Here is a 25,027-nt window from a genome sequence, read left to right as displayed (position 1 = left end):
AAACCCGGTAAATCCCCGTCATACAACAAAAAATTTCATTTGATGAGGGTGGCGAATGCGATTGCCGACCCGGCGGTCAGTGTTTTCCCTAGGGCGTGCAGCTTTTTGTTTTACTCGTGGAAAGTCGCTCCTATAATCACCATCCATAAACTGCTGTTCCGGATATGGAACAAATCGGAACAAACCGAGAGTCGATCAGAAGGAAGGGTGTGAGATGTCTGAACAATGGGTTTGCGCCGGGCACGCCGGCGCGCTGTCGGAAGACACGCCGATCGAGTTCAAGCGGACCGACGGCGTCGAAATCGGGATCTACCGCGTCGGCGACGACGTGTATGCGCTCGAGAACGTGTGCCCGCATGCGTACGCGCTGCTGACGCAGGGGTTCGTCGACGAAGGCACGGTCGAATGCCCGCTGCACGAGGCCGTGTTCGACATCAAGACGGGCGAATGCCTGAAGGGTCCGGGCGGACGCGCACTGAAGCAGTACGCGGTGCGGCTCGCCGGCGAGGAAATCCAGATAAAGGTGGAGTGACATGAAAGAAGCGACCGTGAATTTCAATCCCTTCCTGAAGCCGTGGGTGGCGCCGCAGCCGAACAACGTCGCGGGCAAGGGGCAGATCGAGATCCCCGGCCAGGTCGAGAACCAGGTCTGGCAGAACCGCAAGGCCGCACCGACCCAGTACGAAAACGACCTCGGCGATGCGCTCGAACGCGTGTTCGAAGCCGGCGCGACCGAGCTGGACGAGGTCGTCGCGGGCCTGAACCGCATCGGCTTCCGCGCGCCGGACGGCACGGTTTGGACACCTGAGCGCTTCCGCGCCGAAATGGCCTCGCTCGCGGAATGACCGCGTAAGCGCCGACCGCCGACCCGACGACAACCGCATCCGGAGCACACTGATGACGTCCCCCGAACAACACGCAGCACAACACGACCCGGTCCGTGCCTATCTCGACCGGGGCATCAAGAACTACTGGTATCCCGTCGCGCCGAGCTGGCAGGTGTCGAATGCACCGGTCGGCCTCACGCGCCTGTCCGAGCAGATCGTGCTGTGGCGCGATCACGACGGCAAGGTCCACGCGCTCGAGGATCGCTGCCCGCACCGCGGCGCACGCCTGTCGCTCGGCTGGAACCTCGGCGGCAACATCGCGTGCTGGTATCACGGCATCGAAGTCGACGGCGGCGGCACGGTCAACCGCGTGCCGGCCGTATCGAACTGTCCGCTCGAAGGCACGAAGTGCGTGAAGTCGTATCCGGTCGAGGAGAAGGCCGGCGCGATCTTCCTGTGGTTCGGTGACGAAGCGCACGGCGAGCCGGCGCCGCTGAACCTGCCCGAGGAACTGGTCGACGACGCGTACGGCCACTTCCTGTGCGTGTCGAACTGGAAGTGCAATTACCAGTACGCGATCGACAACGTGATGGACCCGATGCACGGCGCGTACCTGCATGCCACCTCGCACTCGATGGCCGAAGGCGACAAGCAGGCCGACATGCGCGTGCGCAAGACGGAAACGGGCCTGATGTTCGAGAAGATCGGCCAGCGCGACGTGAACTTCGACTGGGTCGAGCTTGGCGAAACGGGCTGCCTGTGGATGCGCCTCGCGATCCCGTACAAGCAGAAGTTCGGCCCGGGCGGCAACTTCGGGATCATCGGCTTCGCGACGCCGGTCGACGGCGACAACTGCCAGGTCTACTTCTGGCGCACCCGCAAGGTCAGCGGCTGGCAGCGCGACGTGTGGCGCTTCATGTACCGCAACCGCCTCGAGGGCCTGCACTGGGACGTGCTCGAGCAGGACCGCTACGTCCTCGAAAGCCTCGCGCCGAATGCGCGCGATCACGAATACCTGTACCAGCACGACGTCGGCATGACGCGCGTGCGCCGGATGCTGCGCACCCGTGCGCAGGAGCATCTTGCGGTGCTGGACGCGCATCGCGCGGCGCAGGCGCAGGTCGCCTCGGAGCCGGCAAATGGCTGAGCGCGCTCCGGTCGTGTCGCTCACGGGGCGCCGCGTGCTCGTGACGGGTGGCGCGCGCGGGCTCGGCGCGGCGTTCGTGAAGGCGCTCGTCGAAGCGGGCGCGCAGGTCGCGTTCGGCGACGTGCTGGCCGACGAAGGCCGCGCGCTGGCCGCGCAACTCGCCGAAGCCGGCCATGTCGTGCATTGCTTCGCGCTCGATCTCGCCGATCCGGCGAGCGTCACCGCGTTCGTCGCGCAGGGCGCGGCGGCGCTCGGCGGCATCGACGCGCTGATCAACAACGCGGCGATCACGAACTCGGGCGGCAAGCTGTCGACCGAGCTCGACGTGTCGACCTGGGACGCCGTGATGAACGTAAACGTTCGCGGCGTGTGGCTCGTCAGCAATGCGGCGCTGCCGTATCTCGCGCAGTCGGGCCGCGGCGCGATCGTGAACCTCGCGTCGGATACCGCACTGTGGGGCGCGCCGAAGCTGCTCGCGTACGTCGCGAGCAAGGGCGCGGTGATCGCGATGACGCATGCGCAGGCACGCGAGTTCGGCGCGCACGGCGTGACGGTCAATGCGATCGCGCCGGGGCTGACCGAAGTCGAGGCGACCGCCTACGTGCCGGCCGAGCGCCACGCGTTCTACCTGCAGGGCCGCGCGCTGACGCGTGCGCAGGTGCCCGACGACGTGACGGGCCCCGTGCTGTTCCTGCTGTCGGACGGCGCGCGCTTCGTGACGGGTCAACTGCTGCCGGTGAACGGCGGCTTCGTGATGAATTGATTGAATTGAAGTTTTCACTCTGATGAAGGAGAGGACGATGGCGGACGCCGATCTCGAACGCAAGTCGTGGGACCAGCCGGAAGGCGCAAGCTTCAACGACTGGATGGAAGGGCGCGTGGCGCGCTACGCAACCCGTCGCTACGACTGGGACGCACTGAAGTTCCAGGCCGACTACGACCCGAAGTACCGCCGTGCGCAGATGCGCTACGTCGGCACGGGCGGCACGGGCGTCGCGAAGGACGTCAACACGGTGCCGGCCGGCGGCTTCACGTTCTCGACGATGGTCATCCCGGCCGGCAACATCGGCCCGAGCCACATCCACATGGACGTCGAGGAAATCTTCTTCGTGCTGCGCGGCAAGATGAAGGTGATCTGCGAGCGTGACGGCGAGACGTGGGAAGCGATCCTCGGCGAGCGCGACCTGATCTCGGTGCCGCCTGGCGTGTATCGCACGGAAATCAACATCGGCGAGGAAGACGCGCTGATGTGCGTGATGCTCGGTTCGCCGAAGCCGGTCACGCCGACGTATCCGCCCGATTCGCCGCTCGCGAAGATCAAGCGCTGAGACGGAGCGGGTGAAGCAATGAGTGTCATCGACAAACGTGAACGCGACCGCACCGTGGCGTTCGCCGCGCTGCTCGGGCAGTTTCCGGAACAGCGTTGCGCGGCCGGCGCGGCGGGCACGATCGGTTATCGCGAGGCCGGCGCGCAGCATGCAGGCCGTGCGCTGCCCGTCGTGCTGCTGCACGGCATCGGCTCGGGCGCCGCATCGTGGGTCCGCCAGCTCGACACGCTCGGCGCATCGCGGCGCGTGCTCGCGTGGGATGCGCCCGGTTACGGCGTGTCGACGCCGGTGCACGGCGCGTCGCCGGCAGCCGCCGATTACGCGGCATCGCTGAACGCGTGGCTCGAGGCACTCGGCATCGAACGCTGCGTGCTGGTCGGTCATTCGCTCGGCGCGATCATCGCGGGCGGTCTCGTCCGCGTGATGCCCGCGCGGATCGCCGGCCTGCTGCTGGTGTCGCCCGCGGGCGGCTACGGCAGCGCACCGGCTGAAACGCGCGAATCGCGCCGCGACGCGCGGCTCGCGATGCTCGCCGAACTCGGCCCGGCCGGGCTCGCCGAGCAGCGCAGCGGCAACATGCTGTCCGGTTTCGCGAACGAGGATGCGCGTGCGTGGGTGCGCTGGAACATGGCGCGCATCGTGCCGGCCGGCTACGCGCAGGCCACGCATCTGCTTGCGAACGCCGATCTCGCCACCGATCTCGCCGGCTTTCGCGGCCGCACGGCCGTGGCCGTCGGCGCGAACGACGCGATCACGCCGCCCGCCGCGTGCGAGCGGATCGCCGCGGCCGCGCACGTCGGGCTGCAGGTGATTCCGCAAGCAGGCCATGCCGGCTACGTGGAAGCACCGGCCGTCTATTCCGCACTGATCGACACGTTCTGCCGTCAGTGCGACCAACAGCGGGGACTGGCATGAACGAACCGCTGCAACAACCCGAACTCGAAAGCGGCAAGGCCGAAGCCAGCTACGTGGTCCCCGGCCTTGAACGCGGGCTGCGGATTCTCGCCGAATTCTCGCCGCGCGAGCCCGTGCTCGGCGCGCCCGAATTGTCGAAGCGGCTCGGCATTCCGCGCACGACGGTATTCCGTCTGCTGCAGACGCTCGAATCGCTCGGCTTCCTCGAGCGCGCGGACAAGGATCGCAACTACAAGCTCGGCATCGCCGTGCTGCGGCTTGGCTTCGAATACCTGAGCTCGCTGGAGCTGACCGATCTCGGCCTGCCCGTGATCGAAAGCCTGCGCGATGCGACCGGCTTCACGACGCACATCGTGATCCGCGATGGCCGTGACGTGGTGTTCGTCGCGAAGGCGCAGAGCCAGGCGCCGGTGTTCAGCTCGATCCGCGTGAACGTCGGCACGCGCTTGCCCGCGCATGCGACGACGCACGGCCACGTGCTGATGGGCGACCTGTCGCTGAAGGAGCTGCATGCGCTGTATCCGGAAGGCGCGCTGAACCGGATGACGAACGCGACGCCGGAAACGGTCGACGCGCTGTACGAAGTGATCCGCGAGGATGCGCTGCGCGGCTACGGCGTCAGCAATTCGTCGTTCGAGCGCGGCATCTCGGTGGTCACCGCGCCGGTGCGCAACGAGACGCAGAAGATCGTCGCGTGCATCACCGTGACGGTGCCGAGGCCGGAAATCGACGCGGCGCTGATCGCGGACGGCCTGATCGACAAGGTGCAGCGCGCGGCGGCGGAACTGTCGCGACGGCTCAATTACCGCTCGGATGACGAGCACACGTTTCTCAAGGCATTAGGACTCCGATGATTCAGATCGATCTGACCGGGCAGGTGGCGGTGGTGACGGGCGGTTCGTCCGGCATCGGCCTGGCGACCGCCGAACGGTTCCTGCAGGCGGGCGCGTCGGTCGCGATTTGCGGCCGCGACAGCGAGCGCCTCGCACGCGCCGAAGCGATGCTCGTCGAAAAGTATCCGGGCGCGCAACTGCTCGCCGCGCGCTGCAACGTGCTCGACGAAGCCGACGTGGCTGCTTTTGCGCAAGCCGTATCGGCGCGCTTCGGCCGTGCCGACATGCTGGTCAACAACGCCGGCCAGGGCCGCGTGTCGACCTTCGCCGACACGACCGACGACGCATGGCGCGAAGAACTCGAGCTGAAGTATTTCAGCATCATCCGCCCGACGCGCGCATTCCTGCCGCTGCTGCGCGACGCGCAGGCGCCGACGATCACCTGCGTGAACTCGCTGCTCGCGCTGCAGCCGGAGCCGCACATGGTCGCGACGTCGTCGGCGCGCGCGGGCGTGCTGAGCCTCGTGAAGTCGCTCGCGACCGAACTCGCGCCGCAGCGCATCCGCGTGAACTCGATCCTGATCGGCATCGTCGAGTCGGGCCAGTGGCGCCGCCGGTACGAAACGCAGGCGCAGTCCGGCGAGAGCTGGGAGGACTGGACGGGCGCGATCGCCCGCACGAAGAACATTCCGCTGAACCGCTTCGGCAAGCCTGACGAGGCCGCCTGGGCACTCTTTTATCTCGCAACGCATCTGTCGTCCTATACGACGGGCAGCCATATCGACGTTTCTGGAGGCTTTGCACGCCATGTCTAAAAAAACCACGGTTGGCGAGCTGATTGCCGCCTTTCTCGAGCAGTGCGGCGTGAAGACCGCATTCGGTGTCATCTCGATCCACAACATGCCGATCCTCGACGCGATCAACTCGCGCGGCAACATCCGGTATGTCGGTGCACGTGGCGAAGCCGGCGCCTTGAACATGGCCGACGGCCTGGCCCGCGTGTCGGGCGGCCTCGGCGTCGCGTTCACGAGCACGGGCACGGCGGCGGGCAACGCGGCCGGCGCGATGGTCGAGGCGCTGACGGCCGGCACCGCGCTGCTGCACGTCACGGGGCAGATCGAGACACCGTACCTCGACCAGGATCTCGCGTACATCCACGAAGCGCCGGACCAGCTGTCGATGCTGCATTCGATCTCGAAGGCCGCGTTCCGCGTGCGTACCGTCGAAACCGTGCTGCCGACGATCCGCGAAGCCGTGCGCATCGCGCAGACCGCGCCGACGGGCCCCGTGTCGGTCGAGATTCCGATCGACATCCAGGCCGCTGAAATCGAATGGCCGGAAGACCTCGCGCCGGCACACGTCGCGGTGCGCGAGCACGACACCGCCCGCGTCGCGAAGCTGGCCGATGCCCTCGCGGCCAAGCGCCGCCCGCTGCTGTGGCTCGGCGGCGGCGCGCGCCATGCACGCGCGGAAGTCGAACGCCTCGTGAAGCTCGGCTTCGGCGTCGTGACGAGCGTGCAGGGCCGCGGCGTGCTGCCCGAAGATCACCCGGCGACGCTCGGCGCGTTCAACGTGCACGCGTCCGTCGAAGCGTTCTACAAGACCTGCGATGCGCTCGTCGTGGTCGGCTCGCGCCTGCGCGGCAACGAAACGCTGAAGTACAAGCTCGCGCTGCCGCAGCCGCTGTTCCGTGTCGACGCCGACGCGCTCGCCGACAACCGCGGCTATCGCAACGAGTTGTTCGTGCACGGCGATTCGAAGCGCGTGCTGGCCGAGCTGGCCGACCAGCTCGAAGGCCGCCTGTCGGTCGATCCGCAGTTCGCGGCCGATCTCGCGGCCGCCCGCGAGCAGGCGGTGGCCGACGTGTCGAAGGGCCTCGGGCCGTACAAGCAGCTCGTCGATACGCTGCAGGGCGCGGTCGGTCGCGACTACAACTGGGTGCGCGACGTGACGATCTCGAACAGCACGTGGGGCAACCGCCTGCTGAAGATCTTCGAGCCGCGCTCGGGCGTGCATGCGCTCGGCGGCGGCATCGGCCAGGGCATCCAGATGGGCATCGGCGCGGCGCTGGCGGATGCGGCGGCGAAGACGGTCTGCCTCGTCGGCGACGGCGGGCTGATGGTCAACGTCGGCGAGCTCGTCACGGCCGTGCAGGAAAACGCGAACGTGATGATCGTGCTGATGAACGACCAGTGCTACGGCGTGATCCGCAACATCCAGGACGCGCACTACGGTGGCCGCCGCTGCTTCGTGCAACTGCACCAGCCCGATTTCGCGCAGTTCTGTGCGAGCTTCGGCCTCACGCACTACCGGATCACGTCGCTCGACGACGCGGAAGCGATCGTGCGCGAAGGGATGGCGAAGGCAGGCCCGGTGATGGTCGAGGTCGACATGCTGTCGGTCGGCGCGTTCGCATCGAACTTCGCAGGCCCGCCGGTCAAGAAGGAAGAGCCGTCGGAGCGCCAATATGCTTAACGGGCACAAGCGGGCTCACGCACCCGTCGACGTCGCGATGATCGGCTTCGGTGCGATCGGCGCGGCCGTGTACCACGCGGTCGAGCACGATGCGTCGCTGCGCGTCGCGCACGTGATCGTGCCGGAACACCAGCGCGCGGCGGTGCAGGGCGTGCTGGGCGGCGCGGTGGAGGTCGTGTCGTCGGTCGACGCACTGGCCCGCCGCCCTGAGTTCGCGCTCGAATGCGCGGGCCACAGCGCGCTCGTCGATCACGTCGTGCCGCTGCTGAAGGCCGGCACCGATTGCGCGGTCGCGTCGATCGGCGCGCTGTCCGATCTCGCGCTGCTCGACGTGCTCGCACAGGCGGCCGACGAGGGCGACGCGACGGTCACGCTGCTGTCCGGCGCGATCGGCGGGATCGACGCGCTGGCGTCCGCGAAGCAGGGCGGCCTCGACGAAGTGCTGTACGTGGGCCGCAAGCCGCCGCTCGGCTGGCTCGGCACGCCCGCCGAGGAGCTGTGCGACCTGCGCGCGATGACCGCGGAGAAGGTGATTTTCGAAGGCAGCGCGCGCGACGCAGCGCGCCTGTATCCGAAGAACGCGAACGTCGCGGCCACCGTCGCGCTCGCGGGCCTCGGCCTCGACGCGACGCACGTGCGCCTGATCGCCGATCCGGCGGTCGAGCGCAACGTGCACCGCATCACCGCGCGCGGCGCATTCGGCGAGATGTCGCTGGAAATGAGCGGCAAGCCGTTGCCCGACAACCCGAAGACGTCCGCGCTGACGGCGTACAGCGCGATCCGCGCGCTGCGCAACCGCGCGGCCCGCTGCGTGATCTGACCGGGCCATTGAAGGCCCGCCCGCGCCACGGCGAGGGCGGACGTGCAGAGACAGATTTGTGGGACTTGTGACATGACTCCTTTCGATACGAGCCTCGTACCCGACGGCAACATCCTGATCGGCGGCGAATGGCGGCGCGGCCGTGGCGCGCCTTACGCGAGCATCTATCCGGCCGACCAGTCGCTGAACATGGAAGTGTCGACCGCGAATGCGGACGACGCGGCCGAAGCCGTCGTGGCCGCCGATGCCGCATGGCGCCGCGCCGACTGGGCCGGGCTGAAGCCGCACCAGCGCGCGCAGGTGCTGTACCGCATCGCCGATCTGATCATGCAGCGCCACGAGGCGCTGGCGAACCTGCAGCGCCGCGACAACGGCAAGCCGATCGGCGAGACGCGCGTTCTGGTGGCGAGCGCCGCGAACACGTTCCGCTATTTCGCGGCGTGCCTTGAAACGCTCGACGAGGAACTGACGCCGTCGCGCGGCGATTACCTGACGATGAGCGTGTACGAGCCGATCGGCGTGATCGCGGCGATCACGCCGTGGAATTCGCCGATCGCGTCCGATGCGCAGAAGCTCGCGCCGGCGCTGGCGGGCGGCAACGCGGTGGTGCTGAAGCCGGCCGAAGTCACGCCGCTCGTGTCGCTCGCGCTGGCGCGCATCTGCGAGGAAGCGGGCGTGCCGAAGGGCGTGCTGAGCGTGTTGCCGGGCAAGGGTTCGGTGATCGGCGACGTGCTCGTGCGTCATCCGCTGGTGAAGAAGGTGTCGTTCACCGGCGGCACCGAAGTGGGCCGCGGCATCGCGCGCATCGCGGCCGAGAAGCTGATGCCCGTGTCGCTCGAACTCGGCGGCAAGTCGCCGACCATCGTGTGCGACGACGCCGATCTCGACCACGCGGTCAACGGCGTGCTGTACGGCATCTTCAGCTCGTCGGGCGAAGCGTGCATCGCGGGCTCGCGGTTGTTCGTGCAACGTTCGGTGTACGACGAATTCATGAAGCGTTTGGTGGCCGGCGCACGCAAGCTGCGCGTGGGCGATCCGACGCGCCCCGACACGCAGATGGGGCCGTTGATCACCGCGAAGCATCGCGAATCGGTGGAGCGCTACGTGGCGCTCGGTCTCGAGGAAGGCGGCCGCCTGCTGTGCGGCGGCGAGCGGCCTGCGGGCGACGGGCGCGAGGACGGCTTCTTCTATCAGCCGACGATTCTCGAAGGGCTGCCGAACAGCGCGCGCATCTGCCAGGAAGAAATCTTCGGCCCGGTGCTCGTCGCGATGCCGTTCGACGACGAGGCGTCGCTGATCGCGCAGGCGAACGACAGCGTGTTCGGCCTGGCGGCCGGCATCTGGACGCGCGACTACAAGCGCGCATGGCGCATCGCACGTGCGCTGGAGACGGGCACCGTCTGGATCAACACGTACAAGCTGTTTTCGATCTCCACGCCATTCTCGGGCTGGAAGGAGAGCGGGATGGGGCGCGAGAAGGGGCGTCTCGGCATCCGCGAGTACATGCAGCAGAAGAGCCTCTACTGGGGCTTGAACGACGCGCCGCTGCCGTGGGCGAACTGAGCGAAGGGGAATGACGCAATGAGCATTTTGGGAATCGAGCAGATCACGTACGGCGTCGACGACCTCGCGACCTGCCGGCGCTTTTTCGCCGACTGGGGGATGAAGGAAGTCTCGCACGACGACACGCGCGCACGCTTCGAGACGCTGAACGGCTGCACCGTGCTGGCCGTCAAGGCCGACGATCCGTCGCTGCCGCCCGCGTTCGAAGCGGGGCCGACGCTGCGGGAAGTCACGTGGGGCGTCGCGACGCGGCAGGAACTCGACGCGCTGCGCACGAAGCTCGCCGGCCAGCCCGGTTACTACGCGCAGGACGATGCGGTCGGCTGCATCGACCCGAACGGGATTGCGATTCGCATCGAAGTCACGCGCAAGCGCGCACTCGACATCACGGGCTCGCCGTCGAACGTGTGGGGCCAGACGCTGCGCGTCGACCAGCCGAGCCCGATCTATGCGCGCGCGGAGCCGGTCGAGGTCGGGCACGTGGTGTTCTTCACGAACTGCCTCGACGCGCAGGAAAAGTTCTATCACGAGCTGCTGGGCTTCGAGACGTCCGACCGTTATCCGGGGCGCGGCGCGTTCATGCGCTGCGCGCCGCACGGCGGCCACCACGACCTGTTCCTGCTCGCGCTGCCGAACGGCAAACGTGGCCTGAACCACGTCGCCTTCACCGTGCGCGACATCCACGAGGTGTTCGGCGGCGGCATGCACATCGACCGCTGCGGCTGGGAAACGCAACTCGGCCCGGGCCGCCACCCGGTGTCGTCCGCGTACTTCTGGTACTTCCAGAACCCGGCCGGCGCGTTGATCGAGTACTACGCGGATGAAGACGTGCTGACGCCCGAGTGGCAGCCGCGCGAGTTCGAGCCGGGCCCGACCGTGTTCGCCGAATGGGCGGTCGACGGCGGCCTCGACGGCAACACGCGCCGGCAGAAGAACGCGAAGGCGCCGGAAGGGAAGTTCATGACGGAGCGCAAATCATGAGCGAAGAGAACACACCGGAACAGGCCGCGCCCGGCACGGTCGTCGTGATCGGCGGTGGCCACGCTGCCGGCTGGGTGTTGAAGACGCTGCGCGCGGAAGGCTTTGCGGGCCGTCTCGTGATGATCGCGGATGAACCGCATCTGCCGTACGAGCGGCCGCCGTTGTCGAAGGCCGTGCTGGCCGGCGACGCCGACATCGAAACCGTGCGCGTCGTCCGTCCGGACGAATTCGACGCGCTGAACGTGGAAGCATGGCAGCCGGAGCGCGCCGCATCGATCGACCGCACACGCCGCGTCGTGACAACCGAAAGCGGCCGCGAGATCGAGTACGACCGCCTCGTGATCGCGACCGGCGGCACGTCGCGCCGCTTGCCGGACGCACTCGTGAGGACCCCGAACCTGCATTACCTGCGTACGCTCGACGAAGCGGCCGCGCTCGGCGAGAAGCTGCGTGCGAGCCGGCGCGTGCTCGTGATCGGCGGCGGCTGGATCGGCCTCGAAGTCGCGGCGACCGCGCGCAAGCTCGGCGTCGACGCGGTGGTCGTCGAAGGCGCGCCGCGGCTGTGCGGCCGCTCGGTGCCGCAGATCGTGTCGGATTTCCTGCTCGACCTGCACCGCGCGAACGGTGTCGACGTCCGCCTCGGCGCGGCACTTGCGTCGCTCGACGCGCAGCCGGACGACGCGTCGAAGGTGCGCGCGACGCTCGCCGACGGCACGACGATCGACGCCGATTTCGCGGTGGCCGGCATCGGCCTCGCGCTGAACGCGTCGCTCGCGAGCGACGCGGGGCTGGCGATCGACGACGGCATCGTCGTCGACGAATTCGGCGCGACCAGCGACCCGGCGATCTTCGCGTGCGGCGACGTCGCGAACCATCACAACGGCTGGCTGAAGCGGCGCGTGCGGCTCGAATCGTGGGCCAACGCGCAGAACCAGGCGATCGCGGCGGCGAAGGCCGTGCTCGGCGTGCGCGCCCCGTACGCGGAGATTCCGTGGTTCTGGTCCGATCAGTACGACGTGAACCTGCAGATCCTCGGTGATCTGCCGGCCGATGCGCAGCTCGTCGTGCGCGGCGATCTTGCCGCGCGCCGCGCGACGCTGTTTTTCGTGGGCGAAGGACATGTGAGAGGTGTCATCGCCGTCAACAACGCACGTGAGCTGAAGCTCGCGCGCAAGTGGATGAACCAGGGCCGGGCAGTGGATACGGAAGCCCTGGCAGACACGAGCAGGACACTGGCCTGACCGGGCGACGAGACACAGGAGACTCCCCGCATGAGCACTTTCGACAACGTCGTGGCCGGTCGCGCCACGATGGAAGCTGCCGCCTCCACGCCCGGCGCGATCATCGCGCGGCTCGAGCGGCTTCCCGCCAACGCGATGCAGATCCGCGCGCGCGTGCTGATCGGCACCGCGACGTTCTTCGACGGCTTCGACGTGATCACGATCGCGGCGACGCTGCCGCTGCTGATTCACAAATGGGGGCTGTCGCCGACACAGATCGGCATGCTGATCGCGTCCGGCGCGATCGGCCAGCTGATCGGCGCGTTCCTGTTTCCCGCGCTGGCGGAGAAGCACGGCCGCGTGAAGGCGATCGCGTGGAGCTCGGCGGTGATCGGCATCACGAGCATCGCGTGCGGTTTCGCGCCGACCTTCGAGATCTTCGTGCTGCTGCGGATTTTGCAGGGCCTGGGTCTCGGCGGCGAGTTGCCGGTTGCCGCGACGTACATCAACGAGATCACGCGCGCCCATGGCCGCGGCCGCTTCGTGCTGCTGTACGAGATCGTGTTCCCGATCGGCCTGCTCGTGTCGATGGCGCTCGGTGCGTGGCTGGTGCCGCGCTTCGGCTGGGAAATCATGTACTTCGTCGGCGGGTTGCCGCTGATCCTGTCGCTGGTGCTCACGCGCCTCGTGCCGGAATCGCCGCGCTGGCTCGCGTCGCGCGGGCGGCTCCCGGAAGCCGGGCGGGCGGTCGGCGTGTTCGAAGCGTCGGTGCGCGGCGAACTGCCGCCGGTCACGCAGGCGGCGGCGTTCGACGAGATGGTGCGCCAGCATCCGAAGCGCAAGATGAGCGACCTGTTCAGCGCCGCGTATCGCAAGCGCACGCTCGCGGTGGCGACGTTGTGGGCGACCTGCGGGTTCATCCAGTACGGGCTGTCGACGTGGCTGCCGACGATTTACAAGAACTTCTATCACGCGCCGCTGCAGCTCGCGCTGAACCTCGCGGTGATCGGCTCGGTGATGGGCGTGCTCGGGTCGCTGGCGTCGGCGCTGCTCGTCGACAAGCTCGGCCGCAAGCCGGTGATCGTGTGGTCGTTCGTGCTGTGCGCGCTGTCGCTGGCGTTCGCGGGCTTCTATCACGCGTCGTCGGTGTATGTCGTGTCGATCTTCTGCTCGCTGTCGCTCGGGTTGATGGCGTCGGGGTTCATTACCGCGTACGTCTATACGCCGGAGCAGTATCCGACGAGCATCCGCGCGTCGGGCTGCGGGCTCGGCAGCGCATGGCTGAAGATCGCGTCGTTCGTCGCGCCGATGGTGGTGCCGCACGCGATCATCGGCGGCAACCTCGCGCCGGCGTTCTACCTGATCGGCGTCGTTCCGTTGATCGCGGCGGTGACCGTGCACTTCGTCGGGATCGAGACGAAGGGTAAGGTGCTCGAAGCGCTCGAAGCGTAAGCGCTGGCGGCGGTAACGGATGAGGTGAGGAGGCCCGGGCGATGCCCGGGCCTTTTTGTCTGGCGGCGATCGGGGCGCCGCGCCGCGCCGCGCCGGGGCGGGGCGTGTGAACGCGTGCAATGGCCGACTTGCGGCTCGCGTGTTCTAATTCACGATCCCGTTTTTCGACCGACCGTCGCCATGTCTTTGTTCGAACCCGTCACGCTGAATACCTCCCGCCTCATCCTGCGGCCGCTTCGCGACGCCGACGCGCCAACTTTCTTCGAGATCTGGTCCGATGCGGAAGCGATGCGCTATTTCTCGTTCTCGCCGATGACGCAGATCGAGCAGGCCGAAGCGCGCGTCGCGCGCAACGTGCAGACGTCCGCGAGCGGGGAGAGCCTGACCTGCGTGCTCGAACTGCGGGAAACCGGCGAAGCGCTCGGCGAATGCGTGCTGTTCCACGCGAACGAGCAATGCCGGCGCGCCGAGATCGGCTTCAGCCTGCGGCGCGCGTTCTGGCGCGGCGGATACATGCGCGAAGCGGCGTTGGCCGTGATCGATCACGCGTTCGGCACGCTGCGACTGAACCGGCTCGAAGCCGATATCGATCCGCGCAACGTCGCGTCTGCGGGGCTGCTCGAACGGCTGGGCTTCGCGCGGGAAGGGCTGCTGCGCGAACGCTGGATCGTCGGCGACGAAGTGTCGGACAGCGCGCTGTACGGGTTGCTGGCGAGCGATCGGCGCGGGTGACTTGCCGGATTCACGGCGCGAACGTACCCTTGGTCGACACCATCCTCCATCGGCAGGTGCTCGACCATGCAAGCCCACCCTCTGCGTCTTTCCCCCGGCGACGACCTGCGCGCGTCGATCGAGCATGCATTGCGTCAGCACGACGCGCACGCGGCATTCGTGATCCAGGGCATCGGCAGCCTGAGCGTCGCGCAGCTGCGCTTTGCCGGGGCCGACGTGCCGACCGAGTTGCGCGGTGACCTCGAAATCCTGACGCTGGCCGGCTCGGTATCACCGGACGGTGCCCACTTGCACATGGCCGTTTCCGATGGGGTCGGCCGCGTGTCGGGTGGCCATGTGGCCAGCGGCTGCGTGGTGCGCACGACCGCCGAGATCCTGCTGGCCGTGCTGCCCGGGCATCGCTTTGCGCGCGAACCCGATCCGCACACCGGCTTCAACGAACTGGTGATCCGCCGCGAACCGGGTGGCGAGGACGCGTGAGCGTCGCGACGCAGCGGCAGAAACGCCGGTCATCGCGGCTTTCCCGCTATCTCCGGAGAGGCTTGTTTCGAAACCGCAAAAAAAAATGGCGCCGCGGGCATTCAGCCTGCGACGCCATTGCGCGGCGGGCTGCGACGTCAACCACCCGTCGCAGCCCGCTCCGCGTGCTTACATCTGCACGGTGTCGGCCACTTCCTTGAAGTCTTCGATCTGGTCGAAGTTCATGTACTTGTAGATCTGGTCGCCGTTCGCGTTGAGCACGCCCATGTCGGCCATGTACTCTTCCTTGGTCGGGATCTTGCCCAGACGCGAGCAGATCGCCGCCAGTTCCGCCGAGCCGAGATACACGTTCGTGTTCTTGCCGAGACGGTTCGGGAAGTTGCGGGTCGACGTCGACATGACCGTCGCGCCTTCGCGCACCTGAGCCTGGTTACCCATGCACAGCGAGCAGCCCGGCATTTCGGTACGCGCACCGGCCGTGCCGAACACGCCGTAGTGGCCTTCTTCGGTCAGTTGCTTCTGGTCCATCTTGGTCGGCGGCGCGACCCACAGCTTGACCGGGATGTCGCGCTTGCCTTCGAGCAGCTTCGACGCGGCACGGAAGTGACCGATGTTGGTCATGCACGAGCCGATGAACACTTCGTCGATCTTGGCTCCTGCGACGTCCGACAGCGTCTTCACGTCGTCCGGGTCGTTCGGGCATGCGACGATCGGCTCGTGGATGTCGGCGAGGTCGATCTCGATGACGGCCGCGTACTCCGCGTCGGCATCCGGCGACAGCAGTTGCGGGTCGGCCAGCCACTGCTCCATCGCCTGGATACGGCGCTGCAGGCTGCGCGGATCCTGGTAGCCCTGCGCGATCATCCACTTCAGCAGCGTGATGTTGCTGTTCAGGTACTCGATGATCGGTTCCTTGTTCAGATGCACCGAGCAACCGGCTGCCGAACGCTCGGCCGACGCATCCGACAGCTCGAACGCTTGCTCGACCTTCAGGTCGGGCAGGCCTTCGATTTCGAGGATACGGCCCGAGAAGATGTTCTTCTTGCCTTGCTTGGCGACCGTCAGCATGCCTTGCTTGATCGCGTACAGCGGAATCGCGTTGACGAGGTCACGCAGCGTGACGCCCGGCTGCATCTTGCCCTTGAAGCGGACCAGCACCGATTCCGGCATGTCCAGCGGCATCGTGCCGGTGGCGGCCGCGAACGCGACCAGGCCCGAACCTGCCGGGAAGCTGATGCCGATCGGGAAGCGCGTGTGCGAATCGCCGCCGGTGCCGACGGTGTCGGGCAGCAGCATGCGGTTCAGCCACGAGTGGATCACGCCGTCGCCCGGGCGCAGCGCGATACCGCCGCGCGTGCTGATGAAGTTCGGCAGCGTCTGGTGCGTCTTCACGTCGACCGGCTTCGGATAAGCGGCGGTGTGGCAGAACGACTGCATCACGAGGTCGGCCGAGAAGCCGAGGCACGCGAGATCCTTCAGTTCGTCGCGGGTCATCGGGCCCGTGGTGTCCTGCGAGCCGACCGAGGTCATCTTCGGTTCGCAGTACGTGCCCGGGCGCACGCCCTGGCCTTCCGGCAGGCCGCAGGCGCGGCCGACCATCTTCTGCGCGAGCGAGAAGCCCGTGCCGCTGTCGGCCGGCTGGTGCGGCAGGCGGAACAGCGTCGACGGCGCGAGGCCGAGCGCTTCACGTGCCTTCGCGGTCAGGCCGCGGCCGATGATCAGCGGAATGCGGCCGCCGGCGCGCACTTCGTCGAACAGCACGTCGGACTTGACCTGGAATTCGGCGATGACCTTGCCGTCCTTCAGCGCCTTGCCTTCGTACGGGCGCAGTTCGACCACGTCGCCCATTTCCATCTGCGACACGTCGAGCTCGATCGGCAGCGCGCCGGCGTCTTCCATCGTGTTGTAGAAGATCGGGGCGATCTTGCCGCCGAGGCACACGCCGCCGAAGCGCTTGTTCGGGACGAACGGGATGTCTTCGCCGGTGAACCACAGCACCGAGTTGGTGGCCGACTTGCGCGAGGAGCCGGTGCCGACCACGTCACCCACGTAGGCGACCAGGTGACCCTTTTCCTTCAGCGATTCGATGAACTTGACCGGGCCGCGCTTGCCGTCTTCTTCCGGCGTGATGCCCGGGCGTGCGTTCTTCAGCATCGCCAGCGCGTGCATCGGGATGTCCGGGCGGGTGGTGGCGTCCGGGGCCGGCGACAGGTCGTCGGTGTTGGTTTCGCCCGTCACCTTGAACACGGTGATGGTCAGGCTTTGCGGCACTTCCGGACGGCTCGTGAACCATTCGGCGTCGGCCCAGCTCTGCAGCACGGCCTTCGCGTGCGCGTTGCCCTTGTCGGCGAGTTCCTTGACGTCATGGAACTGGTCGAACATCAGCAGGGTTTTCTTCAGTGCGTCAGCGGCCACGGCAGCGACGGCTTCATCGGACAGCAGCTCGATCAGCGGCTGGATGTTGTAGCCGCCCAGCATCGTGCCGAGCAGTTCGGTCGCGCGTTCGCGCGAGATCAGCGGGCAGGCGGTCTCGCCCTTGGCCACGGCGGCCAGGAAGCCGGCCTTCACGCGGGCGGCTTCGTCGACGCCGGCAGGCACGCGATGGGTGATCAGGTCGAGCAGCGTCTGCTCTTCGCCGGCGGGCGGGTTCGTCAGCAGTTCCACCAGTTCGGCGGTCTGCTGAGCCGTCAGCGGCAGGGGAGGAATACCGAGCGCGGCGCGGGCGGCCACGTGAGCACGAAAGTTTTCAAGCATGGGGAGACCTGCTGATATTGCGTTTGAGGGGAAGGCCTTGCCGGCACTCCGGGGCTGTTCCAGACACTGCTTTGCAGCGGGATTCTAATCTCAATGACCTTTAACGTCAAATGTCTTATGTCTTATATAAGAGTTGAGGTTGGCGCGCGGGGACGCGAGGCGGCGCGGGGAGTCGGTCGTTTCGGACGTGTGGCGGAGGCGCGGATGGGCGTGCGTGCGGGCCAGGTGTCGCGGGTGGTTCCGGTTGCCGCCGGGACGCGTGGAGGGTGGTGGGGCGGTGGTGGGCCCGACTGCGCCCCGGGATCGTCCGTTCGCATCAGGTGCTTCCGTCGCCGGCTTTGGCTGCAGTCATGTGAACCGGCGCGAACCGCTCGAGGCCACGACCGGAGAGGTGCGCTACCGGTAACGAAGCGCGCCAGGAACCCGGTTGCCGGTGGTGCATATATCTGGACAAGCACGCAAGAAATGTTACACACAGGCTGCTTTCGCGCGCCTACGCTTCATTTCACGCGACTTTCAATCGGGTTTCAATAGGTGGGGGCGGGCGTCGGTGCGTGCCGGTCGCCCTGTCCTGGAATGATCCGGACGGTCGCGAGTCCTCAAATCCTGTCGCTCACGAACATGCGCTCCAGAGATTCGATTTTCTTCGTGTTGTCCCTCGTCGCAGCGTCGGTCGCTCATGCGGCGGCGACCGACGACGGCGCGCGTGGCGCCGCCAGCCGTCCCGTCGCCCTGGTCTATCGCGGCCCGGCCGCGTGCGATGGCTGCCCGGAGACGATTGCGCAGCGCCTGCGGGAATCGGACCACCAGTTCCGGGTGATCTACGTCGGGCCCGCGGAGAAACTCAAGATCACGCCCGCTGTCCTGGCCGGCGCCGCGCTCTATGTCCAGCCGGGCGGCGGGCAGGACATTCCCGGCGCGGCGGCCAGCATCGGGAAAAAATCGCTCAAGGCCGTGCGGCATTACGTATCGAACGGCGGGCGCTATTTGGGCATCTGCATGGGCGCCTACCTCGCAGGCGACCCGGGTTTCGGGCTGGTCTCCGGCGAGTTCGACTCCGAGGTCGACCGGCCGGGCTCGACGCTGCACGGGATCGCGGACACGGTGACGCCAGTGGTCTGGCGCGGGAAAAAACGCTGGATCTATTTCCAGGACGGCGCGATGCTCCCGGCCGCCCCCGGCGCGGTCGTGCTGGCGACTTATCCGAACCGCGACATCGCGGCGGCGACCTATCGCTACGGCAAGGGGCGCGTCGGGCTCGTCGGCCCGCATCCCGAAGCCGACGAAAGCTGGTATCGCCAGAACGGCCTGAAGAATCCGGACGGCGTTCGGCCGGACATGGCTCACGACCTGATCAACGCGACGATGAAGCCATGACGGTGGGTGCTATTTCCGCCTGGCGCGATACGCGTCGAGGTTCTTCCGCGCCTGCGCGCGGATCGCGCGTTGCACGAAAGGCGTCCAGCCGAGCAGGGCGCCTTTCAGCCCAAGCGCCTGACGCGCCCAGCGCCACAGGTCGAAGCTGTCGCGATGCTCGACGATGCGTCCGTCGCGAAACCGGAACCGCGCGTCGATCCGGTTGACCACCATCCGGCCGGTCGCGGTGAAGCGGTACTGGGCGATCCACTCGGCGCGCCCGGCCTGTTGATCCGCGGCGACTTCGCCGAACGTCAATGAAAAGTCCTGCGCCCGCGCGACCAGCATGCGCCACATGTCGCGTGCGAGGTCGCCGCGCAACTCGCCGAATGCGGGATCGCTGAACACGATGTCATCGGCATAGCAGGCGAGCATCCCGTCGATGTCGCGCTGCTGGAACGCCGTGTAGAAGCGCTGGATCAACTCGGTGTGTGCGTGGCTCATCGTTGGGTGGGGTGTCGTTGGAGATGAAGCGGGGGCTCGACGCGGCGGCCGGGAATGCGGCCGGTTGAACGTCTGGTGAGTGCCATACGGCAAGGACGCTCCGATCGACTCGATGTCGACGCATCTTCCCCGCCGCGATGCAGGTTACGCCCAGACGTTCGGTGTGACCACCGTCCCAGCCGTGACATGCGTCGCGACATCGATCGAAAAGCGGGAATGGATGCGGGCGTGTGTGGCTCTGCCTCGGCTGTCGTGACCCGAACGCGGCCTGCGCGTCATCGGACGCCCATCAGCGGTTCGCCAGCGCGACATCCTGGTTGCCGCGCCCCGTCACCAGGCAGCCCGACATGAATGCTTCGCTCTGGCTGCTGGCAGCGGCTTCGCCGAAGCCACGGCCGAGCGCGTCGACCTTCACTTGCGCGGCGCCTTGTTCGCACGCGAGCGGACTGGTGTCGCGGCCCTGTGCGTGCAGGATCGCGCGATCGCCAATGAGATACGCCAGCAGCGCGAAAACAGCGATATGTACGGCTCGTCTCATGGTTCGTCTCCTCGTGGCTCAAGCGTAACGCGGACCCGTTCGACGAAGCACTTGGGGGTTCCCCCGGTAAACGTCTGCTGAAATAACGGCGCGGCGGGTGATCCTGTCCCGTTTTCGTGGTTTGCGGGAGGAGGGAAGGCGCGGTTTCAATGCGCGTGGCAGGCGCAACCGGACGCGCGACGACACATGCGTGCGACGGTTTTCTGCGCGACAGGCGCGCGATTCACGGGAGTTTGACGAATGTCAGGGTACGGACGGGAGGGGGCGGTCGCGCAGCCGTTCAAAGCGATAGCATGAATGCATGATTTGACGGAACGCGATCGCGGACGCATGCATCGGTTCCGGCAAGCAGGTGCGTGTTGAACATCGCTATCGAATTAGTGAGGAATCCAAATGCTTAACGTCTCTTCCGTCCTGATCAGCCTCGCCCCGCTGTGGGCCATCCTGCTCGTTGCGTCTTCGGCCGCTGCCTATTTCGTGTTTTGGCGCAAGGTCATCGACTAAGCGCTGCATGAACGCCGATGCAACACGGGTGAGCGGTAACGCGCACACGTGTTGCATCGCTCGTTGCAAACCCGGGGCCCGTCAGCGAACGGACCTTCGACGCGTCGCCGCGCGTCATCCCGTCATTGCACGGCCGTCACCGGCACATTCGAAATCCGCACCAGCCGGCTCATCACGCTGCGGCGGAACACCGACATCAGCGCATGCAACGGATCGTGCCGCGGCGCGACGACCACGATCTCGTCGCAACCCATCTCGGCTGCCACGGACGCGATCGTATCGGCCACCGGGCCCACCTTCATCACGACGCTGTACTTGACGCCGGCTTCCCGCAGGATCCGCTCGGCCATGGCCAGATCGTCGGACGCGAACTTCTCCTCGATCGAACGCAGCCGCGACAGCGGATAGTAGGCCTCGAGCCGCGTCGATTCGAGCGGCGCCTGGACGTTGATCAGCACGATTTCCGACGCGCATCGTTCGCGATACAGGAACGTCGCGTGGCGAACCGCCTGAAGCGAGCGGGGAGAGTGGCCGACCGGAACCAGCAGCTTGAGCATGGACGTTGTCCAGGAAACGAGATGATTCCAGCGTAGCGTGCCGCCGGACCGAACGATCTAAAGAGAATGGCCGACCGCGTAAAAATGTCGTCAACACGTGCCGCGTCGTGCTGCGCCTAATAGAAATATAAGAAATTTAAGTTTATGCGCATAAACGATTTCATCGACCTGAGCAGCGCGCGCGAAGCGTGGCCCGCCGCCCCGATTCAGTCGGAACCGCAATGAATCGCGGCGGAAAATATCGGAGGTCGCCGATCCGGCGTCGCGTAGAGTAGTGCATCGGCCGCGGCGCGGCCGCTCCCGGCCGGTTCGGGCGCGACCGCCGCCATGCGGCCCGCCATTCCATTCCGATTCCAGGAGACTCCGCATGCCGCACGGCGCCCCGCAGCTTCTCGCTCCCGCTTCCATCCCCGTCGACCCGATCGTGCGCCTGTCGGCGGGCGAGCTCGCGTCGGCGATCCGCGGCAAGGCCGTGTCGTGCGTCGAGACGATGCGTGCGTACCTCGATCACGTCGAGCGCGTGAACGGCGCGATCAACGCGATCGTCGCGCTGCGCGATCGCGATGCACTGCTCGCCGAAGCCGCGGAAAAGGATGCCGCACTGGCGCGCGGCGAGTACCACGGCTGGATGCACGGGATGCCGCAGGCGCCGAAGGATCTGGCGATGACGAAGGGGCTGCGGACGACCTACGGCTCGCCGATCTTCCGCGAGAACGTGCCGCAGATCGATTCCGTGGGCGTCGCGCGGATGCGTGCGGCCGGCGCGATCTTCATCGGCAAGACCAACACGCCCGAATTCGGGCTCGGCTCGCACACGTTCAACGAGGTCTACGGCGCGACGCGCAATCCGTACGACCTGACCAAGAGTGCGGGCGGCAGCAGCGGCGGCACGGCGGCGGCGCTCGCGTCGCGGATGCTGCCGGTGGCGGACGGCAGCGATTTCGGCGGCTCGCTGCGCAATCCGGCCGCGTTCTGCAATATCTATGGCTTCCGCCCGTCGCAGGGCCGCGTGCCGCGCTGGCCGGGCGTCGACGTGTTCGTGCAGCAGCTCGGCATCGAAGGGCCGATGGGCCGTACGGTCGGCGACGTCGCGCAACTGCTCGCGATCCAGGCGGGCTACGACCGCAACGATCCGCTGTCGCTCGCAGACGATCCGGCCGTGTTCGCGCAGCCGCTCGACGCCGACCTGCGCGGCAAGCGCATTGCATGGGTCGGCGACTGGAACGGCTATCTCGCGACCGAGGCGGGCGTGCTCGCGCTGTGCGAGCAGGGGCTGGCGACGCTGCGCGAGATCGGCTGCGACGTCGATGCCGCGTTGCCGGCGTTCGCGCCCGACCGGATCTGGCGCCTGTGGCTCGCGCACCGGCACCTGCTGTCCGGCGGCGGGCTGCTTGCGCACTATCGAGACCCGGCGCGGCGCGCGCTGCTGAAGCCCGAGGCGATCTACGAGGTCGAGGGGCTGCTCGCGATGCAGGGCGCAGCGGTGTTCGACGCGAGCGTCGAGCGCACCGCGTGGCATCAGGCCGTGCTCAGCTTCTTCGACCGCTACGACTTCATTGCGGCGCCGACCGCGCAGGTGTTCCCGTTCGACGTCGACCAGCGCTGGCCGAAGGAGATCGCGGGCCGTGCGATGGATACCTACCACCGCTGGATGGAAACGGTCGTGCCGTGGACGCTGGCCGGCTGCCCGGTGATCAGCGTGCCGGTCGGCTTCAACGACGCGGGGCTGCCGATGGGGATGCAGCTGATCGGGCGTCCGCGCGCCGATCTCGCCGTGTTGCAGTTGGCGCGCGGCTACGAGCAGGCGGCTGACTGGGTCGGCGGGCGGTTGCCGGCGTGGATGGCGGCGTAGCGCCGCGCTGGCCGAAAGCCGAAAGCGGGTGGCCGACCACCGGCCGCCTCACTTTGCCAACCTCTCTGCCGCCATCGCCATTCATGCGGCACGCGAACGAATTCCAGCTCCCGCGCGAAATCGCACACAATCGCGGAAGAATTCCCTCGAGCACGTACGTGACACGCGCAATTGCAAGCGGCCGCGCGGCGTGATTTCGTTTCGATGTGTTTCAGTCGTTGCGGCCGCGCGCGGCGCGCTTCGACAATATCGGGCTCAACCATTCGGGCACGAGGACAACACATGAAGCAGATTCGCGCGACGGGCCGGCACCTGGCCTCGGCATGCATCGCGTTCGGCATTCTCGCAAGCGGCACCGCGCACGCGCAGCTCGACCTGCAGTCGATCGGCGCGTCGCTGCTCGGCGGCGGGCAGCAGCAGGCGGCGCCCACGCAGGGCGGCGTCGCGCAATTGCTGCAGGCCTATGTCGGTGCGAACCAGCAGGTGCTGACCGGCCAGTCGTCGCTCGCGTCGGCGATGGGCCTGACCGGTGCTGCCGGGCAGGCGCAGCAGGCCGCGAGCCAGCTCGCCGGCGGCAATGCGCTGACGCCGGCCGCGCTGTCGCAGATGGGCGGCGCGCAGCAATCGGTATCGCAGGCGCTCGGCCAGGCCTTCGCGAGCGGCGGTGCGACGCACGGCCCGATCGACAAGCAGGCATTCAGCAACGGCCTCGCGTCGCTCGGGCAGGGGCTCACGCAGTATTCGCAACTGCAGTCGGGGCTCGGCAATCTCGGTTCGACGAGCGCGGCGTCGCTGTTGCAGTCGGGCCTGAATCCGCAGAACATGCAGGCTGCGTCGTATATCGCGCAAAGCGCGCCGGGCCAGTTGCAGTCGCTCGCGACGACGCTCAGCCAGGCGGTGCAGTTCGCGACGAGCCAGGGCATTTCGGTGCCGTCGGTCGCATCGTCCGCGCTGAAGCTGCTGCCGTAACGTTGCGCGGGGCCGAGCGCGATGCGGTGCCGGCATCGCGCGCGACACGAAGATGACCCCGCCCAACATGGGGATTGCGCACGATGCTATCGTGGCGTGTCCCTTTTTTCGGTGCAGGTTCATGACAGACTCGTTTGACCTCTCGCGCTATTTCTCCCGCATCGGCTACGACGGCCCGGTCGAGCCGACGCTCGACGTGCTGCGCCGGCTGCATCTGCTGCACCCGCAGGCGATTCCGTTCGAAAACCTCAATCCGCTGACCGGCGCGCGCGTCGCGCTCGACCTGCCGTCGATCGTCGACAAGGTGCTCGCGCATCGCCGCGGCGGCTACTGCTTCGAACTCAACAAGCTGTTCTACACCGCGCTCACGGCGATCGGCTTTCGCGTGACGCCGATGATCGCGCGCGTGCGCTGGATGCTGCCGCCGGAAGTCGCCACCGCGCATACGCACATGCTGCTGCGCATCGATCTCGACGGCGCGGCCTGGCTCGCGGACATCGGCTTCGGCAGCGCGACGCTCACCGCGCCGCTGCGTTTCGTGCCGGACGAGCGGCAGCTGACGCCGCACGGCGCGTTCCGCGTCGTCGCCGCGCCGGTCGACGGTGAATTCGACATGCAGATCGAGACGCCCGACGGCTGGCAGACCACCTACCGCTTCCAGCCGAAGCGGGTCGAGTGGATCGATTACGAGGCCGCGAACTGGTTCACGTCGACGTATCCCGAATCGATCTTCCTGCATAACCTGATCGCCTGCCGCGTGCTGCCGGACGGCCGTGCCGCGCTGCGCAACACCACGCTGACGATCCGTGACGCGGCGGGCGTCGGGCGCACCGTCACGTTCGACGATGCGGCCGCTTGGGGCGCGTGCCTGCGCGACACGATCGGCATCGACACGACGGGATTCGATCTCGACGCGCTGTTTGTGCGACTGGCGGCGCGCGCCGCCGCGTAACCCGGATTCACGACCGATCTCCAACGGCGGCCCGCACCCACGGGTCGCGCTTGCGATTGACTTTTACTAGATTGCTAGCATACTAGTAACCATGACCGATGAAGAAGTGAAGCAGTTCAACGTGTACCTGCCGCTCAGCCTGATCCGGCAGGTCAAGCATCGCGCCATCGAAACGGAGCAATCGCTGTCCGCGCTGGTGGCCGACGCATTGCGCGCGTACCTGGCCGCGCCGCCGCCGGGCGAGGGGCCGTCCACCAAGGAGGAGTGA

The 25,027-nt window shown here is 67.3% G+C and carries 25 protein-coding genes; 21 read left to right on the top strand and 4 right to left on the bottom strand.

Annotated elements, in window-relative coordinates:
• Positions 1-214 precede the first annotated feature (214 nt).
• From CFB40_RS26990 to CFB40_RS26915, 16 genes are all read left to right on the top strand, one after another.
• Positions 215-532, top strand: coding sequence for a non-heme iron oxygenase ferredoxin subunit (locus CFB40_RS26990; RefSeq protein WP_011354710.1), 318 nt, complete (start codon positions 215-217; stop codon positions 530-532).
• Position 533: 1 nt separating this feature from the next.
• Complete coding sequence (locus tag CFB40_RS26985; RefSeq protein WP_069251900.1) at positions 534-845, top strand: recombinase-like helix-turn-helix domain-containing protein; 312 nt, start codon at positions 534-536, stop codon at positions 843-845.
• Between the two features lie 52 nt (positions 846-897).
• The gene (locus CFB40_RS26980; RefSeq protein ID WP_089432902.1) at positions 898-1,974 is read left to right on the top strand and encodes an aromatic ring-hydroxylating dioxygenase subunit alpha; all 1,077 of its coding nucleotides are present in this window, start codon (positions 898-900) and stop codon (positions 1,972-1,974) included.
• The gene (locus CFB40_RS26975; protein WP_089427171.1) at positions 1,967-2,737 is read left to right on the top strand and encodes an SDR family oxidoreductase; all 771 of its coding nucleotides are present in this window, start codon (positions 1,967-1,969) and stop codon (positions 2,735-2,737) included. The genes CFB40_RS26980 and CFB40_RS26975 overlap by 8 nt, the downstream gene beginning before the upstream one ends.
• Before the next feature lie 37 nt (positions 2,738-2,774).
• The gene (locus CFB40_RS26970; RefSeq protein WP_039344094.1) at positions 2,775-3,302 is read left to right on the top strand and encodes a cupin domain-containing protein; all 528 of its coding nucleotides are present in this window, start codon (positions 2,775-2,777) and stop codon (positions 3,300-3,302) included.
• 18 nt (positions 3,303-3,320) lie between these two features.
• Positions 3,321-4,217 carry an alpha/beta fold hydrolase gene (locus CFB40_RS26965; RefSeq protein WP_089432901.1) on the top strand — a complete coding sequence of 299 codons (897 nt, stop codon included), beginning with the start codon at positions 3,321-3,323 and terminating at the stop codon, positions 4,215-4,217.
• Positions 4,214-5,071 carry an IclR family transcriptional regulator gene (locus CFB40_RS26960; RefSeq protein ID WP_089427173.1) on the top strand — a complete coding sequence of 286 codons (858 nt, stop codon included), beginning with the start codon at positions 4,214-4,216 and terminating at the stop codon, positions 5,069-5,071. The genes CFB40_RS26965 and CFB40_RS26960 overlap by 4 nt, the downstream gene beginning before the upstream one ends.
• The gene (locus CFB40_RS26955; protein ID WP_089427174.1) at positions 5,068-5,865 is read left to right on the top strand and encodes an SDR family oxidoreductase; all 798 of its coding nucleotides are present in this window, start codon (positions 5,068-5,070) and stop codon (positions 5,863-5,865) included. The genes CFB40_RS26960 and CFB40_RS26955 overlap by 4 nt, the downstream gene beginning before the upstream one ends.
• Entirely contained in the window at positions 5,858-7,525 is a 1,668-nt protein-coding gene (locus CFB40_RS26950; protein ID WP_089432900.1) for a thiamine pyrophosphate-binding protein, read from the top strand. The genes CFB40_RS26955 and CFB40_RS26950 overlap by 8 nt, the downstream gene beginning before the upstream one ends.
• Positions 7,518-8,345: an aspartate dehydrogenase gene (locus CFB40_RS26945; RefSeq protein ID WP_089427176.1), complete on the top strand. Its 828-nt coding sequence runs from the start codon at positions 7,518-7,520 to the stop codon at positions 8,343-8,345. Before CFB40_RS26950 ends, CFB40_RS26945 begins: the two co-directional genes overlap by 8 nt.
• A 72-nt stretch (positions 8,346-8,417) precedes the next feature.
• Complete coding sequence (locus CFB40_RS26940; protein ID WP_089427177.1) at positions 8,418-9,908, top strand: aldehyde dehydrogenase; 1,491 nt, start codon at positions 8,418-8,420, stop codon at positions 9,906-9,908.
• Between the two features lie 18 nt (positions 9,909-9,926).
• Positions 9,927-10,889, top strand: coding sequence for a VOC family protein (locus tag CFB40_RS26935; protein WP_089432899.1), 963 nt, complete (start codon positions 9,927-9,929; stop codon positions 10,887-10,889).
• Positions 10,886-12,130, top strand: a complete 1,245-nt coding sequence (locus tag CFB40_RS26930) for an NAD(P)/FAD-dependent oxidoreductase (RefSeq protein WP_089432898.1) — start codon at positions 10,886-10,888, stop codon at positions 12,128-12,130. Before CFB40_RS26935 ends, CFB40_RS26930 begins: the two co-directional genes overlap by 4 nt.
• Before the next feature lie 30 nt (positions 12,131-12,160).
• Positions 12,161-13,561 (top strand): MFS transporter, encoded by a 1,401-nt coding sequence (locus tag CFB40_RS26925; RefSeq protein ID WP_089427180.1) that lies wholly within the window; start codon positions 12,161-12,163, stop codon positions 13,559-13,561.
• 180 nt (positions 13,562-13,741) lie between these two features.
• Positions 13,742-14,293 carry a GNAT family N-acetyltransferase gene (locus tag CFB40_RS26920; protein ID WP_089432897.1) on the top strand — a complete coding sequence of 184 codons (552 nt, stop codon included), beginning with the start codon at positions 13,742-13,744 and terminating at the stop codon, positions 14,291-14,293.
• 66 nt (positions 14,294-14,359) lie between these two features.
• Positions 14,360-14,773, top strand: coding sequence for a PPC domain-containing DNA-binding protein (locus tag CFB40_RS26915; RefSeq protein WP_089432896.1), 414 nt, complete (start codon positions 14,360-14,362; stop codon positions 14,771-14,773).
• Positions 14,774-14,941: 168 nt separating this feature from the next.
• On the opposite strand, the gene acnB is transcribed toward CFB40_RS26915, so the two are convergent.
• Entirely contained in the window at positions 14,942-17,527 is a 2,586-nt protein-coding gene (gene acnB, locus CFB40_RS26910) for a bifunctional aconitate hydratase 2/2-methylisocitrate dehydratase (protein WP_089432895.1), read from the bottom strand.
• Positions 17,528-18,061: 534 nt separating this feature from the next.
• Between acnB and CFB40_RS26905 the strand changes: the two genes are divergently transcribed.
• The gene (locus CFB40_RS26905) at positions 18,062-18,904 is read left to right on the top strand and encodes a BPL-N domain-containing protein (protein ID WP_256976902.1); all 843 of its coding nucleotides are present in this window, start codon (positions 18,062-18,064) and stop codon (positions 18,902-18,904) included.
• A gap of 9 nt (positions 18,905-18,913) precedes the next feature.
• Here the strand turns inward: CFB40_RS26905 and CFB40_RS26900 are convergent, their stop codons facing one another.
• From CFB40_RS26900 to CFB40_RS26890, 3 genes are all read right to left on the bottom strand, one after another.
• Positions 18,914-19,387 (bottom strand): nuclear transport factor 2 family protein, encoded by a 474-nt coding sequence (locus CFB40_RS26900; protein ID WP_089427185.1) that lies wholly within the window; start codon positions 19,385-19,387, stop codon positions 18,914-18,916.
• Positions 19,388-19,676: 289 nt separating this feature from the next.
• Positions 19,677-19,925 carry a hypothetical protein gene (locus CFB40_RS26895; protein ID WP_039344123.1) on the bottom strand — a complete coding sequence of 83 codons (249 nt, stop codon included), beginning with the start codon at positions 19,923-19,925 and terminating at the stop codon, positions 19,677-19,679.
• A 626-nt stretch (positions 19,926-20,551) separates the two neighbouring features.
• Positions 20,552-20,986, bottom strand: a complete 435-nt coding sequence (locus CFB40_RS26890) for a universal stress protein (RefSeq protein WP_089432894.1) — start codon at positions 20,984-20,986, stop codon at positions 20,552-20,554.
• A gap of 367 nt (positions 20,987-21,353) precedes the next feature.
• Here CFB40_RS26890 and CFB40_RS26885 point away from each other — a divergent pair, with 367 nt between their 5' ends.
• The 4 genes from CFB40_RS26885 (at position 21,354) to CFB40_RS26870 (ending at position 25,027) form a co-directional block, all read left to right on the top strand.
• The gene (locus CFB40_RS26885; protein ID WP_089432893.1) at positions 21,354-22,838 is read left to right on the top strand and encodes an amidase; all 1,485 of its coding nucleotides are present in this window, start codon (positions 21,354-21,356) and stop codon (positions 22,836-22,838) included.
• A gap of 282 nt (positions 22,839-23,120) precedes the next feature.
• Positions 23,121-23,807 carry a hypothetical protein gene (locus CFB40_RS26880; protein WP_089432892.1) on the top strand — a complete coding sequence of 229 codons (687 nt, stop codon included), beginning with the start codon at positions 23,121-23,123 and terminating at the stop codon, positions 23,805-23,807.
• Between the two features lie 121 nt (positions 23,808-23,928).
• Positions 23,929-24,759: an arylamine N-acetyltransferase family protein gene (locus tag CFB40_RS26875; RefSeq protein ID WP_089427190.1), complete on the top strand. Its 831-nt coding sequence runs from the start codon at positions 23,929-23,931 to the stop codon at positions 24,757-24,759.
• Positions 24,760-24,850: 91 nt separating this feature from the next.
• A complete protein-coding gene (locus CFB40_RS26870; RefSeq protein ID WP_069251879.1) occupies positions 24,851-25,027 on the top strand; it encodes a ribbon-helix-helix domain-containing protein in 177 nt (58 codons plus the stop codon).

This window comes from Burkholderia sp. AU31652, assembly GCF_002223155.1.
Classification (GTDB): domain Bacteria; phylum Pseudomonadota; class Gammaproteobacteria; order Burkholderiales; family Burkholderiaceae; genus Burkholderia.
Note: the sequence above shows the minus strand (reverse complement) of the source record. Positions and strands in the feature narration are given on the sequence as shown.